Origin of the sequence: Nonomuraea sp. NPDC003709, from assembly GCF_040610775.1 — a bacterium.
GTDB classification, from domain to species: domain Bacteria; phylum Actinomycetota; class Actinomycetes; order Streptosporangiales; family Streptosporangiaceae; genus Nonomuraea; species Nonomuraea angiospora_A.
The window spans coordinates 312,403-328,065 of record NZ_JBEXMW010000001.1; the positions used below are offsets into that span (position 1 = coordinate 312,403).

The following is a 15,663-nucleotide window of genomic DNA, read 5'->3' on the forward strand; positions in this document are numbered from 1 at the left end:
CTACGCCATCCCTGCAGATATCTCACGCACTGCTGTCCCGCTGCCCTTTTTCGTAGTTGGAGACGGCCCGTTCGACCGCCTCGGCCCACTTCTCGACATAGTCGATGAGCTGGCTGTAGCTCTCGCCGAACACCTTGTACGCCGACTCGAAGTTGGCGCCGAAGTTGTTGGCCACCTCCCACTTGCCGGTGGCCTCCGGTCCGACGTTGCCCAGCCCTTGCACCTCGCCGATCGTGCCGGGGCCGCTCCACGTGGCGCTCATCGACGGCTGCGGGTTGCCGTGCACGGAGCCCAGGTTCTTGCGCAGCCGCGAGACGACGTCCCTGATCCCCTCGTGATCCGCGTACTGCCCGCCGCCGTTCCCGCTGAGCCCTGGGAAGTCCTTGGCGAGCTCCAGTCCCGGGGGCGGCGAGTCGTTGTCCTTCGGAACGCTCACGCCTTGCCTTTCGAGTCACCCTTGATGGTGTGGTTGGTCGTCGACACGTCGCTTCTGAAGAGGTCCTCGTCCTCCAGGAGGTACGTGGTCCGTACGATCTCCTGCTGCTCCTGGCCGCCGCTGCCCCGCGCGGCGGACCCCGACACCGGGACCGCCGGGATCATGGAGGATCCGCCGCCCAGGCCGCGCACGCCGGCCGCGTTCACAGCGTTGCCCGCGCCCGCACCCCCGCCGCCGCCGAAGCTGCTTCCTCCCGTGGTGGAGCCGCCGTACGGGCTGCCGATGCCCGTGGTGGGCTGGCTGGTGGACGGTCCGGACATGGACGGATCGGGCATCCCAGCCAGGGTCGTCGTCGGGCCCCCGGCATTCGGGCTCTGGGGGCCGTTCAGGTTCGCGTTCGCGTTCGCGTTCAGGGCGCTGGAGGGGTCGGTCAGGCCGGGGATGTTGCCGGCGCCGTTCTGGCCGTTGCCGCCGATCCCGTTCTGGCCGTTCCCGATTCCCGAGCCCACGGTCCCGACCGTGCCGTTGGGGAACGTGCTCGTCGGGTTGTTCGTGGTGTCGATGCCCGGGATCTGGTGCCGGTTGGGGTCCTGCATGCCGTCCTGGTTCAGGCCGTCGAAGCCGGCCGTCGGGTCGTACCCCTGGTTGAGGCCGGCCGGGATGTTGCCGCCGATCCCGGTCTTCCCGCTGAACGGGCCGGTCGGAACGTTCGGCGAGAGCGCCATGAACTGCGGGATGTCGGTCTTGAGCTCGGCGGGGAACACGTCGTTGTTGAGCTTGGTGTCCTGGCTCAGCAGCTTGATGGCCTCGGAGGCCTTCTTCCTGTCCTTCTCCTCCTTGGAGTCGCCCCAGAGGTTGGCGAAGGGAAGGTCGCTGATGAAGCGGGTGATGCCGCCGACGAGCACGCCCACGCCCGCGCCGATCACCACACCCGGCACGGCTCCCACCCCGCCGAAGAAGGAGCCGATGGCGGCCCCGGCCACGCCGCCCGTGACGGCGGCCTCACCGAAGTCGATGTCACTGCCGGGGTTGTCGGGCACGTCTCCCTTGGCCGCCGACAACGTCCGGGCGTGGACGATGAGCGCGGGGGCGACACCGTGCGGGTTCTTCGGGGGGTTCTTCGCATCGACGGGCTGGTCGCTGATCGTGGTCGAGATGTCCGCCGCCGCCTCCCGCAGCCTGCGCAGCTGCTTCTTGACGGTCTTGGCGTCCTCGCCCGCGGTCCAGGACTTGTCCAGCTCCCGCAGATGCTTGTCGATCACGTCGACGAGATGGTCGAGCCGTGCCTTGCCTTCGAGGAACTCGGCCGCTGCCTGGCCGATGAGCTGGGGCTTGTTCTTGGCCAGCGTGTCGCGGAGCAGATCCAGCGTCGCGCCCTCGAACTCGAGGCTGCCGATCTGGCCCCTGATAGGCGCCTGGTACTCGGCCATCAGACCTGCATCGCCTTCGACCGGCCCTCGCTGTCCACCTCGGCGCCGTCGTAGTTCTGCAACGCCTGGTCGAGCAGGCCGATGACGTTCGCCACCTGGCCGGTGATGTTCGAGTAGGTGCTGGTGACGGTGGTGATGGCGTTGGTGGTGCTCTGACGGAAGCCCATGGCCGCCGGCCAGAACCCGCCCAGGGCGTCGTAGTCGCCGCTCAACTGCTCGACGGGACCGGAGCCCGTGAAGATGGCCTGCACGGCGCCGCTGCCGCCCGTCTTGCCGGCCTCATGGCCGGGGTCCAGCATGGCGAGGGCCTCTTCCAGGTCCGCCTTGGCCGCCTTGATCGCTCTCCGGCTGAGCTCAACCCCGCCGTTGTCGCTGCCCATGTTCCCCCTCTGGAGTCGGCCCCCGCGCTACGCCTTACTTGCCGTCGAAGATCTGGGAGTTGATCCTGTCGACCTGCTGCATGTTCATGTTCGTGACGTTGATGTTCTTCTTCATCAGTTCGATGAACTGCGACATGTCGTTGGCCTCGCGCTCCCAGAGCTGCCTGACCTCGTCGAAGACGGTCTTGGCCTCGCCCTGCCAGATCGCGCTCTTGGCCAGCAGGTCCCGCTCCAGGTTGTCCAGCTCGGTGACCATGTCGTTGAACGCCTTGGCGAAGTCGGTCTCACCCTGGCTGAGGCCGGAGTAGTTGACCTTTGTAACGTCGAAGATGTCTTCCGCGGGCATTGCGGCCTCCCCTTGCTGCTAGCTGAGACGCGAGTCGAACTGGTTGTTGATCAGGTTGGCGATCTGGTTCATCGCCTCGGTCCGCTCCTGATTGAACGCCTGGTAGTTCTTGTTGCTCGTGCCGATGTTCTCCGCCAGGCGGCGCAGGCTGCCCAGGATGACGTCCATCCGCTCGTGCCACTTCTTGTGGACGGCGTCGAACGCGGCCTCCGACTGGCCCAGCCAGTGAGCCTTGAGGCTGACGCCGGCCTGGTCGAGCTGCAGCTGGATGCCGCGCAGGCGCTCGGCGGCGTCCTCGATGCGGGTGACAGCGGCGATGAGATCGGATTCACTTACTTGAGCCTGCGGTTGTGCCCCCACAGTCCCTCCCTTGCTGGTCGGCTGACTCCCAGCCGACTACTGGAGTCGGCCCGTTTGGTCACATTAGTGAACATCCATCACTAGCGTCGCATGTGATCACGTTAATTTTCCATATCTTCGAGGCGGATGGTGGGTGTATTGACAGAATGTAGGCATTTGGGCCCTTGCTCCTGGTGAGTGGTAACAGGCCGTATCTGTCTGTACGGCACATGTGGGGCTGGCGTAACGTATGGGCCGTTCGTGACAAGGGGGGCACGTGGCCGAGGACAGCAATCCCTACTCGAGCGCCCTGAACGGGCTCGGCGGGCTCGGCAGCGGCGCTGTCGACCCGCGTACCAAGGATCCCGACTTCTCGATGAAGTACTCCAGCGTCAACACGCTGGGGAAGAACGTGGGCAGCTACGGCGACGACCTGACCTCGATGAGTCAGAAGACCGGCGCCATCGACATGCACCAGTTCACCTTCGGCGTGATCGGCGGCGGGCTCAACGTGGCGCATCGTTCGGTCCGCGACAACGCCGTCGAGGCGCTGAAACAGGCCAAGGAAGTGCTGGACTCGTGGAAGCAGGCGATCGCCGACGCGGCCGCCAACGGCAAGGACGCCGAGGAGGCCAGCAAGGCCGGCAAAGGCCCCGGAGGCCCCGGCGGGCCGGGCAGCGGTGGCCTGCCCAAGAGCGGGCTGGGCGGCCTGCCCAAGGGCGTCAACCCCGACGACCTGAAGATCGACAAGCCCTCGACGGACATCCCGAAGCCGGACATTCCTGGGTCTGACATCCCGAAGCCGGACATCCCCGGGTCCGATATCCCGAAGCCGGACATCCCCGGGTCCGACATCCCGAAGCCGGACATCCCGGGGTCCAACATCGACCAGCCGAAGATCGATCAGCCCAAGATCGACCAGCCGAACATTGACCAGCCCGACATCAAGCAGCCGGACGTCAAGCAGCCCGACCTGAGCGCCCTCAACCAGACGCCCAAGACCAACCTGGAAGGTCTCAACCCCAGCGTGCCGACCTCGACCACGCCGCAGGTCCCCAGCACCCCCGGCTACGACCCGCGCGCCTCCGTGCCGCGCACCTCGGTCGGCGTGCCGGACAGCGGGGTGGGCTACACCGCCGGCGGCGGCACGCCAGGTACGAACGCGGGCGCGCCGGGGAGCATCGCCCGCGCACTGAACAGCGGGACGCCGCTCTACCCCATGACGCCCGGGATGGGCGGCGGAGCCGGCCAGGAGGAGAAGGACCGCGAGCGCGGTCCCCACCTCGGCGAGGACGAGTCGGTCTGGGAGACGGACGAGGACATCACGCCGGCGGTGCTCGGCAGGGAGGAATAGGCGAGCAGGTGGCTTACGAAGCGGATGTCTGGATGTTCCGCAGTGCCTGGGCGGCCACTGCGGCGGCGACGATCGTCATGCCGTACGCGGCGCCCATCCTCGGGCTCATGAGCCTGGTGATCGCGGACCCGGCCGAGCAGAGCCGGGCGGCGGACCAGTGGAACGACAAGACGCCGGTCAACATCGGGCAGGCCGACAACAAGGACTGGCACCCGCCGATGGCGGCGGGTGCGAAGCCCGCGCAGCAGACCCCGCTCCTGGCCCCGACCGGGAACTCGGGGGGCGCCAGCGACCTCGCCTACCTGCGCGGCGAGCTGAAGCGGATGGCCAAGGAGATCGGCGACAACAGCGACTGGGCCGGCCGGGGTTACGCGTCGTTCGTGCAGAAGGTCAACGAGCTCGACACGCAGCTGGACAAGCTCGACAACAACCGCGTCGCCTGCGGGGAGACGCTCAAGTGCTCGGCCACCGCGTTCCACGTCGTGGCGGTGCTGTGCGACGTCATCGCCGGCATCCTGACGGTGATGGCGGGGATCGTGCTCGCCGTACGTTTCATCCCAGGGGGGCAGGCGTGGGAGGCGGCGATCATCCGCGGGGTGATGAGCATCTACAAGTGCCTGCAGACGGTCTTCAAGAACCACTGGAAGCTCGTCATGAAGGTCACCCTCTACCTGGGACTCGCGGGGACGGCGTTCAACCAGTTCACCAAGGACCTTCCGTTCCTGAAGGCCATGCCGTCCACCGGCGCGCCTAACCTGGTGAACGCCAGCGCCATCTGGGACCCCAGCAAGGCGGACATCGTCAAGAACCCGACACCGCAGATGCCCAACGTGGACGACTCGATGATTCCGGAGTTCGGCTTCTAACCCGGCCCCGCCCCTGCCGGGACGCCGGGAGCCCGGCTGCACATCACCGTGCCGCCGGGAAACCGGCTACGCCCACGGTGCCGGCCCGGCCCGCTCCTCGGAGAGGCGCACGCACGCGGGCCCGGACGCCCGAATCGGACCCGAACACTCCTGAACCCGGATCCGAATCCATCCCCGGGACCGACCATCCCCGGAACCGAACCCATCCCCAGATCCGAGCACTCCCGAACCCATCCCCGGGACCGAACCCACCCCCGATGGGCCTACCGGCTGCCGACGGTCAGGGGCACCATGGCCGCGGCGGGATCCAGCGCCGGCCCCTGCGGAATCGCGTGCATGATGTTCGTCGGCACGGGCGCGATGTCCGCGGTGTCGTACCCGAGCTTCGCCAGCACGTCAGCCGACGGGACCGGATAGCGCACCCCTTGGTCACTGATCAGCGCCAGCGTGCCCGCCACCGCCCCGAGCTGGCCCTCGCCGGGCAGCACCCCGGCCACCACGGCGCTGCCCGGCGGAAGCAGCACCTGGTCGAAGCGGTCCTGTACGCCTGAGCTCGACGGCGTCGGAATCGTGACCCTGCTGCCGACCGTCACCTTGGCCACGACCGAGCCGGCCGCCGTGTTCGGATAAACCGAGCAGAGCGGCGTCGTCCCGGACACGTTGATCGCCTTGGGCATGGTCGTCGGCAGGGTGGGGTCCATGACGTTCTGGCGCGAGGGCGAGGCATTGGCCGAGGCCGCGTCGATCTGGATCTCCCGCGCCACCCGGTTGCCGTACGCCTTCTTGATGTTCGGGTCCTCCAGCAGCAGCCTGGCCTGGACGGGGGAGATGGGCGCCAGGCCGTCGTTGAGCAGCACGTACCACCGCGCGGCCGTACCCGGCATGGCCGGGACCACGAACACCTGCCCCACCGCCGCCGTGACCTTCCCGTTGGCCCGTACCTTCCTGCCGAGGTTCGCCACGTTCGGGCCCCTGAAGTCGTGGCCGACGGGCAGCGCGTTCAGCCATGCCGCCGGCACCTTCCTGGGCTGCGCGTTGAGTGCCCGCACGCCGTGCTCGTTGACGCGCATGCGGCGATTGCCCCAGATCACCCAGTTCTGCTGCCCGTCGGAGACCACCATCGCGTCCCCGCCCACGGGCCTCCCGCCGAGGTCGGTCCCCCCGACAAGGGTCGTGTACGGCTTGCGCCCGCCCGTGCTGTCGGGCCCCTCCGCCACGCACACCGACCACGGCGCCTTGACCAGCTTCTTCCGATCGGGCAGCGAGTCGGGCGCCCCGGAGATCCCGATGAGCGGCCCTCGGGCGTACCCGGCCAGCGAGGCGGCGCTCACGCTCCGGGTCGTGATCTGCCCGGCATCCAGCACGAGCCTGGCCGACACGTAGTTCGCCACCGGCAGCAGCCGCCGCTGCTGCTGGCTGTAGATGAACTTCGCCCCGCTCTCCTCCTCGACCAGCAACTGCCCCGGGTCGGTCAGCTTGGTCGCGTTCCCGGGCCGCACCAGCCCCCAGATCCCGAACACCGCCATCACCAGGACCCCGATCAGGATCCCGCCGAACGTGGCGACGTTCTGCCGGCGCATGGGGGACTCGGGGACGTCGGGCTCGGCCTGCAGGAGCGCCATGCCAAGCCTCTGCTGCATCAAGCGGTGTGCCTGATAGAGGTCCTTCTTGGTCTGCACAGCGCCTCCCCGCGTCAGAATCCGCGCATCAGCATAAACGCCTCAAACCCCACCCGCCCCAATCCCCCCAATTCCCACCCCTCTCACCTCTTCACCCACCCCACCCCCAACTTCCACCCCACCGCCCCATCCCACCCCTCTCAACCACCGCCCGCCCCAGGGCTTGGACCCACCCTCAGCCCGCCCGCTGCCAGGCCCAGCGCCCTGCGACCACCGCCCGCCTCACCCCGCCCAGCGCTGCCACCCCGCCCAGCGCTGCCACCCCGCCCAGCGCTGCCACCCCGCCCAGCGCTGCCACCCCGCCCACCCCCGCCACCGCCCAGCTCGCTCAGCCCGCCTTCAGCGTCACCCCAGACCGGTCCCTGCGAACCACCGCTCGGCCCGCTGCCTCCAGCTCACCGGCCCCCTCGCAGCTTCCACCCCCGCCAATCCATCCCAGCGCTCCCGACCACCGCCCGCCCGGGGCTTCCGCCCACCTTCATCCGGCCCGCTGCCGACCCCAGCGCCGTGCGACCACCGCTCACCTCGCAGCTTCCAGCGCCACCGATCCGCCTCTCCGCCTCTCCGCCCCGCCCCTGGCTGGAGACCTGCCGCCTGTCCGGCGTAGCGCCGTCCCAGCGTCGTCTCACCTGCTCGGACCACCGCCCCGCCCGGGCTTCCAAGCCGCCCTCAGCCCACCCGCTGCCGGCCCCAGCGCCCTACGACCGCCGCCCACCCGGCGGCTTCCTCACCTCATCGCCCTGCCGTCTACGCGAGGAGCAACCCCCAGTACAGCGCCCACGGAACGAACACGACGCCGCCCGCCATCAGCAGCCCGACCCGCACCCTCTCGCCGACCGGAGCGGACCGGGGCCACCGTACGAAGGTCAAGACGGTGCCCACGACGGTCGCGACCGCGAGAGCCTGGAGCGCGAGCCAGATGAGAGGCCGCTCCGCCACCAGAGGCCCCGGCGAGGCCAGCTTCCCGCCACTCATGATCGAGTAGAACAGGTAGAGGAACGCGCCCACGACCACCGCGAGCCCACCGGCACTCACCAGCCACGCCCCCTTGACGGGCGCCGCCTCACCCTGCCCCGCCCTGTCGACAGACGACCCCCCGCCACGCCGCCGGACCCGGCGTACCAGGGCCACCACCGGATACCCCCCGAACGCGACCAGGAACAACACCAGCGCCGCGCCCTGAACGCCCGCCGACTCCCACCACTCGGCAGGCGGCACCGCCACAGTGTCGTCCGCCTGGACCGGTGCGGGCCCCGTCACCTGCGCCACGGGTGCCCGCCCCGAGGTCGCCTCTCCCACCCAACTGCCGACCAGCTCCGGATAGCCAGGAGCGAGCTCGGGCAGCCGTGTGACCCCACCATCAGGCGTCCGATGAGCGGCATGATCGGCATCCGCGAAGAACCGGAACGTGTACTGCCGGTTTCCTCCCTTCTCCAAGGCCTTGGCGAAGATGGGCGGCGTCTCCCGGGGTGGCGTCAGCAGGTCGTGTACGCCCCAGATCCCGAGCACGGGCTGCCGCAGGCTCGCGATGACCGGTTCCGGATCGTAGTAGGGCTCGGGAAACATCCCGGCGTCCGTGATCACCCGGTACATCGTGGGCTCGGCCCGATCGACGAACGACCCGTGCACCCCCGCCTTCCGCAACCCTGCCGCCACCGCCCAGGTCTGCTGCCGTAGCGGCTGCAGCGCGTTGGCGCCCACCACGATCACGAACGAGATGTCCTTGGACCGCGACGCCGCCAGCGGCGCCACCCATCCACCCTCGCTGAGGCCCCAGATCCCGACCTTCGCCGGATCGACCCCCGGTTGCCGCCGCAGCGTCTCTACGGCCCCCAGGGCGTCGTCGGCCAGTTGCGAGTACGACCTCTCGAACAGCGAATACCCCTCGGAACGCTTGTCGTAGATCAGCACCGACAGTCCTTGGCGGGCGAACGCCACGGCCTCGCCCAGCAGCTTGTTCCGTTTCGTCCCGGTCCCCGCCCCGTGCACCAGCACAACCCCGGCCCGCCCGCTCTGTGCCCGCACCGGACTGATCACGCTGCCGTGCAGCACCAGCCCACCACTCCCTCGGAAGCTCACCTCGGCGGCCGCCAGATCGTCGGGCACGTCCAGCCCTCCATCGGGCGCAGCACCGGAGCGTGCCCCGACTCCACCTCCGAGCTGCCCGGCCCCGAGGCCCCGCTCCCGGACGGCCTGTCCGGCGACGTGTTCGGCCGAGAGTCCGACCGCTAAGTGTTCCGAAGGAAGGCTGGACGCAGCGGGTCTCGCGAAAGTGCCGAGCAGTGAAGAACCACCAGAGGGTCCGGTCGCCAGAAGCGCGGCGGCGACGACCGCAAGAATCTTTTGCATATCGCCGAACCTACTCTGCAGAGAAGTCTCGGCAAAGAGGAGTCTGCAGATATCGTTCGGGAGGACTACCCTCCTCCTCATGAAGGAGGACGAGACGAAGAACGACCACGAGCCGTTCATCCTCGACGACCCGGACAAGCTCAAGGCCCTGGCCCATCCCATGCGCCGCCGCATGCTGACCCACCTCAACATCCACGGCCCCGCCACCTCCACCACGTTGGGTGAGCTGCTCGGCGCCAAGACCGGCACCACGAGCTACCACCTGCGCCAGCTGGAGAAGTACGGCTTCATCGAGGAGATCCCCGAACGCTCGTCCGGCCGCGAACGCTGGTGGCGCCGCGCCGAGATCCCCAGGGACATGCGCTTTCCCAACCCCGACCAACTGACCCCGGAGGACCGGGCGGTCCTGGGCGAGTTCCTGAGGGTCGGGTTCGAGGAGGACCGCGCCCTCATGGAACGCTTCCCGGCCGCCTACCGCGCCGACCCCGACTGGGCAAGGGGCTCAAGGGGCCTGGCCCGCATGACGAAGGAGGAGCTGAACGAGTTCTACAACGCGTACATCGCGTTGCTCCTCAAGTACAGCCACCAGCCGGAGGACGCCCCTCCGGACGCCCGCCCCGTCTACGTCCGCTTCTTCACCCTCCCCGCCGACGAGCCCTGACCCCCACGCCCGACACAGCCCTCCACGTCGACGAGCCCTGACCCCCACGCCCGACACAGCCCTCCACGTCGACGAGCCCTGACCCCCACGCCCGACACAGCTCTCCACGTCGACGAGCCCTGACCCCCACGCCCGACACAGCTCTCCACGTTGACGAGCCCTGACCCCCACGCCCGACACGGCCCTCCACGTCGACGAGCCCTGGCGCATCCTCCACGGCCCGCGCAATCGCACGCGCCGACGAGCCCTGACACACGCCCGTACACAACCCACGGCCCCACCTGGCGAGGGTCCGGGTACCCCCAGCGCCGTCTGCTGAGGAACCGGGCGCGCCCCCGACATCGCAAGGAGCCCTCTCACGGAGCACCATCATCACGCCGGGCGCTACGACGGGGTGCTTCCGGGGCGGATGTCTGTGACGGGCAGGTCCCGCCGGGCGCGGGGGTCGGTCTCGTAGCCGGTGGTCCCGAGGGTGGTAGGGCTGGCTATTGGGCCTCGTACGTCAGGCGTCGTCGGGGAGTGCCGCTTGGATGGGGGTGATGTTGCCCGTTCTCACCAGGAAGCCTCGGCCAGGGGGGCCGCCGACCGTTCCGCGGGGTAGGCGGATCGAGAAGATGTCGCCGTCGGCCTGGCTCTGGACGGCCAGCAGCACCCCGGTGCGGGCCTTGCGCGTCTCGGCGACGAACCCGCGATAGGCGACGGCCAGATCCCCGGTCGTGCCGGCGATCAGCAGCCCGTGATCGCCGTCCCGGCCCGCCCGGTGCACCTCCTCCAGCGCCATCCCCAAGGGGCCGTCCGCGTTGATCAACTCGGCGTCGTCCACCAGCACCACGTACTGCTGCAGCTCCGCGACCAGCTCCGGCAGGTTGGCGGCGTTGCCGTCCAGCACGGCCAGTGCGCCGTTGAGCTCCCTTAACGGGCTGCGCCTGGGGGCGATGGCGATGACGGGCGTGCCCCGGGCGATGAGTGAGTGGGCGGCGGTGAGCAGGACGGACGAGCGGCCGGAGCGGGACGGACCGGCGATCACGGCGCCGGGCCCGTGGGCCAGCAGGTCGAGCCCGAGCGGCGCCAGGGCGTCGCCGCCGGCACCGATCAGTGCCCACAGCGGGGACGGGGGCGTGAACGTGGCGTCCAGGGCGAGCGCTTGGGATGCCGTGACGCGCATGGGGAGGGCGTCCACCCGCAAGGGGGGCTCGCCGTCCCACTGCCAGCCGCCCTGCCCGGTACCGGCGGACCGCCCGTGAGCGGGACCGGGACTCCGTCGAGGGCTCGCCGAATCCGTCGTCGACGTGCGGGCCAGGGATTGGAACGCGGCGACCTGGGCCGGGCCCGACGGGTCGGAGGAGAGCAGCGCGATGTGGTGCTCCACGATGCCGTGCTCGCCCATCGAGAGCGCGCGGCCAGGCGGCATCGAGGAGGGCAGGCCCTTGAGGGGGAAGCCCGCCAGGCCGTAGTCGGAGGAGTCAGAGAGGCGCAGGAGCAGCCGGTCGTCGAAGACCGTCGAGACCTGGCCGAGCAGGCCCGACCGGTCGCTGGTGACCACGGCCCTGAACCCGACCGCCGGGCCTTCGCGCATGAGCTGGAGCAGTGACTCGATCAGGCGGCCGTAGTCGTAGCTCTCGAAGGCGGCGACGAAGCCCTCCCAGCGATCGAGCATGAACACCAGCCAGGGCAGGCGGTGGCCGGCTTGGCGGTATTCGGCCAGGGAGGCGTGCCCGGCCTCGGCCAGGAGCTGCTGGCGGCGGCCGACCTCGGCACGCAGGCGGGTGAGCAGGCGTTCGACCCGGTCGATCTGGTCGCGGGTCACGACGGCGCCGCAGTGGGGCATCGTGACCAGGGGCAGGAGCGCCCCGGAGCCGCAGTCGACCGCGTGGACGTGGACGTCTTCCGGGGAGGAGTGGGCCGCGATGGAGCCCGCGATCGTGCGTAGCGCCGTCGATCTGCCGGAGCGGGCGGCCCCCGCGATGAGCAGGTGGCCTCCGTGGGCCAGGTCCAGCGCGAGAGGGCTTCGGTCCTGCGCCCACGGACGGTCGGTCAGGCCGTAAGGCAGTGGTGGGACCTCGACGAACGCACCCGACGGGGATCCCGCGCCGTGGGGCTCCGGGCGGGAGGGGAAGTGGTCAGGTTGCGCGGCGGCCGGTAGAGGGCCTCCGGAGGGGCGGGGGGTCGATGGATGGAGATGGCCTGGGCCCGCGGGGTGAAGGGGCGCGGGGCGACCTAGGGGTGGGTGTCCGGGGAGGCCGAGGGAAGGTTGGGCCGAGCCCTTCACGGAGACCTGAACGTGGTCATGGGCGGCGATCCCTGGAACGTGCCTGGAAGCGCCCTTCGTCGGGTTGGGAGGCGCCGTCTGTGGTGCGGGGGAGCCGGCGTTGGAAGGTGAGGATGCGGTGGGCGCGGTCGCCGAGGGTGGCGTGGTGAGGGCCGGGAGATCCAGGACGAAGTGGGTGGGGAGGGGATCGAGCCAGGGACTGGGCTGGACGGGGGCCGCGGTCAGGTGGGTGGCCTCGATCAGGGCGTCGGCGACCAGGGTCAGGTCGGTGACCGTCGAGTCCTCCTCCGGCTCCGGAGGGGGCGGCAGAGGTTTGCCCAGCGAGCGCCAGCTCACGTCGAGCACCCTGATGGCAGCGCCCGGCCCGGCGAGCGGGCCGGTCGAACCTGGCGCGGGGCTGCGGCCTCCTACCCTGGCCGTCTGTACGGCGGTCGCGGCCCCCACGCCGGAACGGACGTAGCAACGGCCGGGCGTCGACTTGGAGATGTGGGCGGCGTCCGGGAGGTCGATGACGTCGGAGGACTCCGCGGGCTCGGTCACGCGCAGGGCGATGCGCAACGACGTGTTCGCCTGGATGTCGGCCGTGACCACGCCCGCGGGGCGCTGCGTGGCCAGGATGAGATGGATGCCCAGCGAGCGGCCACGGCGGGCGATGTCGACCAGGCCCGTGACGAAGTCGGGCAGCTCGGCCACCAGGGCGGCGAACTCGTCGATGATCAACACCAGGCGCGGCATGCCCGTGCCCGTGTAGTCCTCGATGTCCTTGGCCCCGGCCGCCGCCAGCAGGCGCTCTCTGCGGCGGATCTCGGCCGCCAGCGAGTCGAGGGCCCGCTGGGTCAGGTGGCCGTCGAGGTCGCTGACCATGCCGACCGTGTGCGGCAGGCGTACACACTCCTTGAAGGCGGCGCCGCCCTTGTAGTCGATCAGCACGAACGTGAGCTGGTCGGGCCGGTTGGCCACCGCCAGCGAGCAGATCAGCGTCTGCAGCAGCTCCGACTTGCCCGCGCCCGTGGTGCCGGCGATCAGGCCGTGGGGGCCGTCGAGCCTGAGGTCGACCGAGAACGGGCCCTCGGGGCCGATGCCGATCAGCGCGCTCGTGGAGCCCTGGGCGCGCCATCGCCCGGCCAGTTCCTGTCCGGACGGGCTGGGCATGCTCATCAGGTCGAGCAGGCGGACGGCGCCGGGGAGGTTGCCCGACGAGTCGTCCCTGCTCACGTCGCGGATCGGGGACAGGGCCCTGGCCAGCCGGTCGGACCAGGTGGGGGAGACGAGGTCGCCCAGGATCGGGCCGATGACGTCGAGGCCACCGCCGCGCAGGCGTACGAGACCATCCGTGCCGCACGCGGCCACGGTCTGGCACTCCTCGGGCAGCAGCCGCTGGTCGTCGTCGATGGCGAGCGTGAACACGCCTGAACGCGGGCCCTGGCGCAGCACCTGCGGCATGTTGGGCAGGCCGCGCAGCACCTGGGCGCCGTCGAGGATCACCAGGACGTCGTACGGGCGCACGTCGTACGAGGAGAAGGTGGGCTTCTCCGGGCCCCCGAGGTCGTCCCAGCCGGTGGGGATCTTGCCCAGCTCGGGGATCGCGGTGTTCTGGCGTTCGTCGATGAGGGCGGCGAGCTCGGAGACGCGGCGGGCGGCCGACTCGGGGTCGGTGCCGATCAGCGCCACGCACTCCTCGCCCGCGCGGGGGGAGCAGTGCGGGAGCCAGCGCATCCAGCCCCAGCGGTGCTCGCCGTCGGCGTGCGCGGACACGATCACGATGGCCAGGTCACGGGGGCTGTGCAGGGTCGCGGCCTGGGCGATCAGCCAGCTCGCGAGGCTGGTCGCCGCGGCGCGCGGGCCCGTGACGCCCGCCACGCCCAGCCTGCGCATGGGCAGTGCCACCGGAACGGAGTGGCACATCGGCGGATCGATGGGCCCGCCCTGCTCCTCCGACAGCTCCAGGTTGGCGGGCAGGTCGGCGAGCCCGACCCTGAGCCTGAGCGAGTCGGCGTCGTGGATCCGGCGCTCCCACAGCCGCCTGCGCGGCCCCGTGGCGGTGAGCAGCACCTGCGCCGGGTCGGGCGCGTCCGACCTGCGAGCGGCCTCGTCCGCCACCCTCGCCCGCTCGACGGCCTCGTCGTACGCCTGGAGCTGCTCGTTGTACTCCTTGAGCGCCTTTTTGTGCTGCTTCTTGCCATGGCGGCGGTCGCTCCACCACTGGCCGATCATGATGACCGGGGTCATGAGGGCGACGAGCAGGTAGTACGGCTGCTTCAGGGCGAACGCGAGCGTCACGCCGAGCACGGCGGGCAGGAGGGCGGCGAGCAGCTGCAGGCGCAGGCCTTCGTTCCTGGAGGGCTCCTTGGGTTTGACGAACTTGCGCTCGGGCTCGGAGCGCCGGAGCCTGGGCGGGCGGTTGTAGGACACGCCACCCTCGCTCCTGGGCGCCAGATGCGCGTCTTTGGGCTCGATCGACGTCAGCACGAACACCGACGAACCACATGTGAGCACGGCCTGGTCGGGCCATTCGGTCCGCTCCGTGAGCGGACGGCCGTCGAGCTCGGGCACCTCGCCGTAGTCGGCGGCCAGCTCGGCCGCCTCCCGCTCCGCGACCCGGGCCGTGAGCTCGGCGACCTCCTCGGCCCACCTGCCCTTGAGCTTCAGCCTGGGCGCCTCGCCGGGCGGCCGCCCGGCGCGCTCGATGGTGATCGCGTCCGGCGTCACGCGTACGGTCACCGCTTCCGGGGCGAGGACGGGGTCGGCGGTGGTCATGGCGCACATCGGGTCGGAGCCGATGACGTGCACGCCCAGGCCCAGGCGGTGTACGGCGCCGGCCGCCGGGCCGCCCACCACGCGCACCTCGGCCACCCCGCCCGGCTCCTCGATGAGGGTTTCGCGGGCGAGCGCGGGGTCCAGCGTGATCTTGTCGCCGTCGCGCAGCACGGCGGCGGCCCGGGCGCGGGGATCGAGCGGGCGGCCGTCACGCCAGAGGGCCGGCGCCGCTCCCGCCCCTGCGGCGCTCGGCTGCGCCGCCTGTGTCGCGGTGCGCTCCGGTCGGCGGGGGTGTGGCACGTGGGCGCCGGTGTCCTCGGGGGTCGACATGCCGTAGGGGGCTCGTGCTTTGGGCAGGCGGACGACCTTCGCCAGCGGCCCGTGATCGTTGAGCGCCTCGCTCACCCTCGCCACTGTGGCGCCGTCGTCGCCGTCGATCACGACGTCACGGTCGCCCTGCCCGCCGAGCACGGTGAGCATGATCCGCATGATGCCGTCTCCTCGCTCGGACCTCGGGCGCCCAAAGGTAGCGCCCGAAGGGAGGGTAGGCGGGTTGGTTGACGGCAATGGCATGGCTGGCTGGTGCTGGGGATGAGCGCGGGTTGGGGCTCCTGATGGCTGTGGATAACCGGTCTCCGCTCTTTGGCGGGGGTGGGTGGCTTGGTCGGGGCGGTGGGTGTGGAGGCCGCGGTGTATGGGATTGGTGTCCGTTTGGTTAGGTCGCGGGGCGTTGCGTCCGGCCGTGGGCGTGGTTGGGCGATTGGTGGTCGTCGGGCCGGGTGGGGTAGGGGGCTTGG

At 70.5% G+C, this 15,663-nt stretch carries 12 protein-coding genes; 3 read left to right on the forward strand and 9 right to left on the reverse strand.

Features of this window, described 5'->3' with window-relative positions:
* Positions 1–22 precede the first annotated feature (22 nt).
* From ABZX61_RS01550 to ABZX61_RS01570, 5 genes are read right to left on the reverse strand one after another with little or no spacing between them, the layout of a single operon-like run.
* Entirely contained in the window at positions 23–436 is a 414-nt protein-coding gene (locus ABZX61_RS01550) for a hypothetical protein (RefSeq protein WP_355190617.1), read from the reverse strand.
* Complete coding sequence (locus ABZX61_RS01555) at positions 433–1,866, reverse strand: hypothetical protein (protein WP_355190619.1); 1,434 nt, start codon at positions 1,864–1,866, stop codon at positions 433–435. The genes ABZX61_RS01550 and ABZX61_RS01555 overlap by 4 nt, the downstream gene beginning before the upstream one ends.
* Positions 1,866–2,246, reverse strand: a complete 381-nt coding sequence (locus ABZX61_RS01560; protein ID WP_355190621.1) for a hypothetical protein — start codon at positions 2,244–2,246, stop codon at positions 1,866–1,868. The genes ABZX61_RS01555 and ABZX61_RS01560 overlap by 1 nt, the downstream gene beginning before the upstream one ends.
* A gap of 34 nt (positions 2,247–2,280) precedes the next feature.
* The gene (locus ABZX61_RS01565) at positions 2,281–2,592 is read right to left on the reverse strand and encodes a WXG100 family type VII secretion target (protein ID WP_355190623.1); all 312 of its coding nucleotides are present in this window, start codon (positions 2,590–2,592) and stop codon (positions 2,281–2,283) included.
* 18 nt (positions 2,593–2,610) lie between these two features.
* Complete coding sequence (locus tag ABZX61_RS01570; RefSeq protein WP_355190625.1) at positions 2,611–2,952, reverse strand: WXG100 family type VII secretion target; 342 nt, start codon at positions 2,950–2,952, stop codon at positions 2,611–2,613.
* Positions 2,953–3,208: 256 nt separating this feature from the next.
* Between ABZX61_RS01570 and ABZX61_RS01575 the strand changes: the two genes are divergently transcribed.
* Positions 3,209–4,285 carry a hypothetical protein gene (locus ABZX61_RS01575; RefSeq protein ID WP_355190627.1) on the forward strand — a complete coding sequence of 359 codons (1,077 nt, stop codon included), beginning with the start codon at positions 3,209–3,211 and terminating at the stop codon, positions 4,283–4,285.
* Positions 4,286–4,317: 32 nt separating this feature from the next.
* The gene (locus ABZX61_RS01580; protein WP_355190629.1) at positions 4,318–5,151 is read left to right on the forward strand and encodes a hypothetical protein; all 834 of its coding nucleotides are present in this window, start codon (positions 4,318–4,320) and stop codon (positions 5,149–5,151) included.
* Between the two features lie 263 nt (positions 5,152–5,414).
* On the opposite strand, the gene eccB is transcribed toward ABZX61_RS01580, so the two are convergent.
* From eccB to ABZX61_RS01595, 3 genes are all read right to left on the reverse strand, one after another.
* A complete protein-coding gene (gene eccB, locus ABZX61_RS01585) occupies positions 5,415–6,830 on the reverse strand; it encodes a type VII secretion protein EccB (RefSeq protein ID WP_355190631.1) in 1,416 nt (471 codons plus the stop codon).
* Positions 6,831–7,005: 175 nt separating this feature from the next.
* On the reverse strand, positions 7,006–7,137 hold the full coding sequence (locus tag ABZX61_RS01590) for a hypothetical protein (RefSeq protein WP_355190633.1): 132 nt from the start codon (positions 7,135–7,137) through the stop codon (positions 7,006–7,008).
* Between the two features lie 440 nt (positions 7,138–7,577).
* On the reverse strand, positions 7,578–8,936 hold the full coding sequence (locus ABZX61_RS01595; protein ID WP_355190635.1) for an alpha/beta hydrolase: 1,359 nt from the start codon (positions 8,934–8,936) through the stop codon (positions 7,578–7,580).
* 322 nt (positions 8,937–9,258) lie between these two features.
* Between ABZX61_RS01595 and ABZX61_RS01600 the strand changes: the two genes are divergently transcribed.
* Entirely contained in the window at positions 9,259–9,840 is a 582-nt protein-coding gene (locus tag ABZX61_RS01600; protein ID WP_355190637.1) for a helix-turn-helix domain-containing protein, read from the forward strand.
* A gap of 502 nt (positions 9,841–10,342) precedes the next feature.
* Here ABZX61_RS01600 and ABZX61_RS01605 read toward each other — a convergent pair.
* Positions 10,343–15,355: an FtsK/SpoIIIE domain-containing protein gene (locus ABZX61_RS01605; protein WP_355190639.1), complete on the reverse strand. Its 5,013-nt coding sequence runs from the start codon at positions 15,353–15,355 to the stop codon at positions 10,343–10,345.
* Positions 15,356–15,663: the final 308 nt, after the last annotated feature.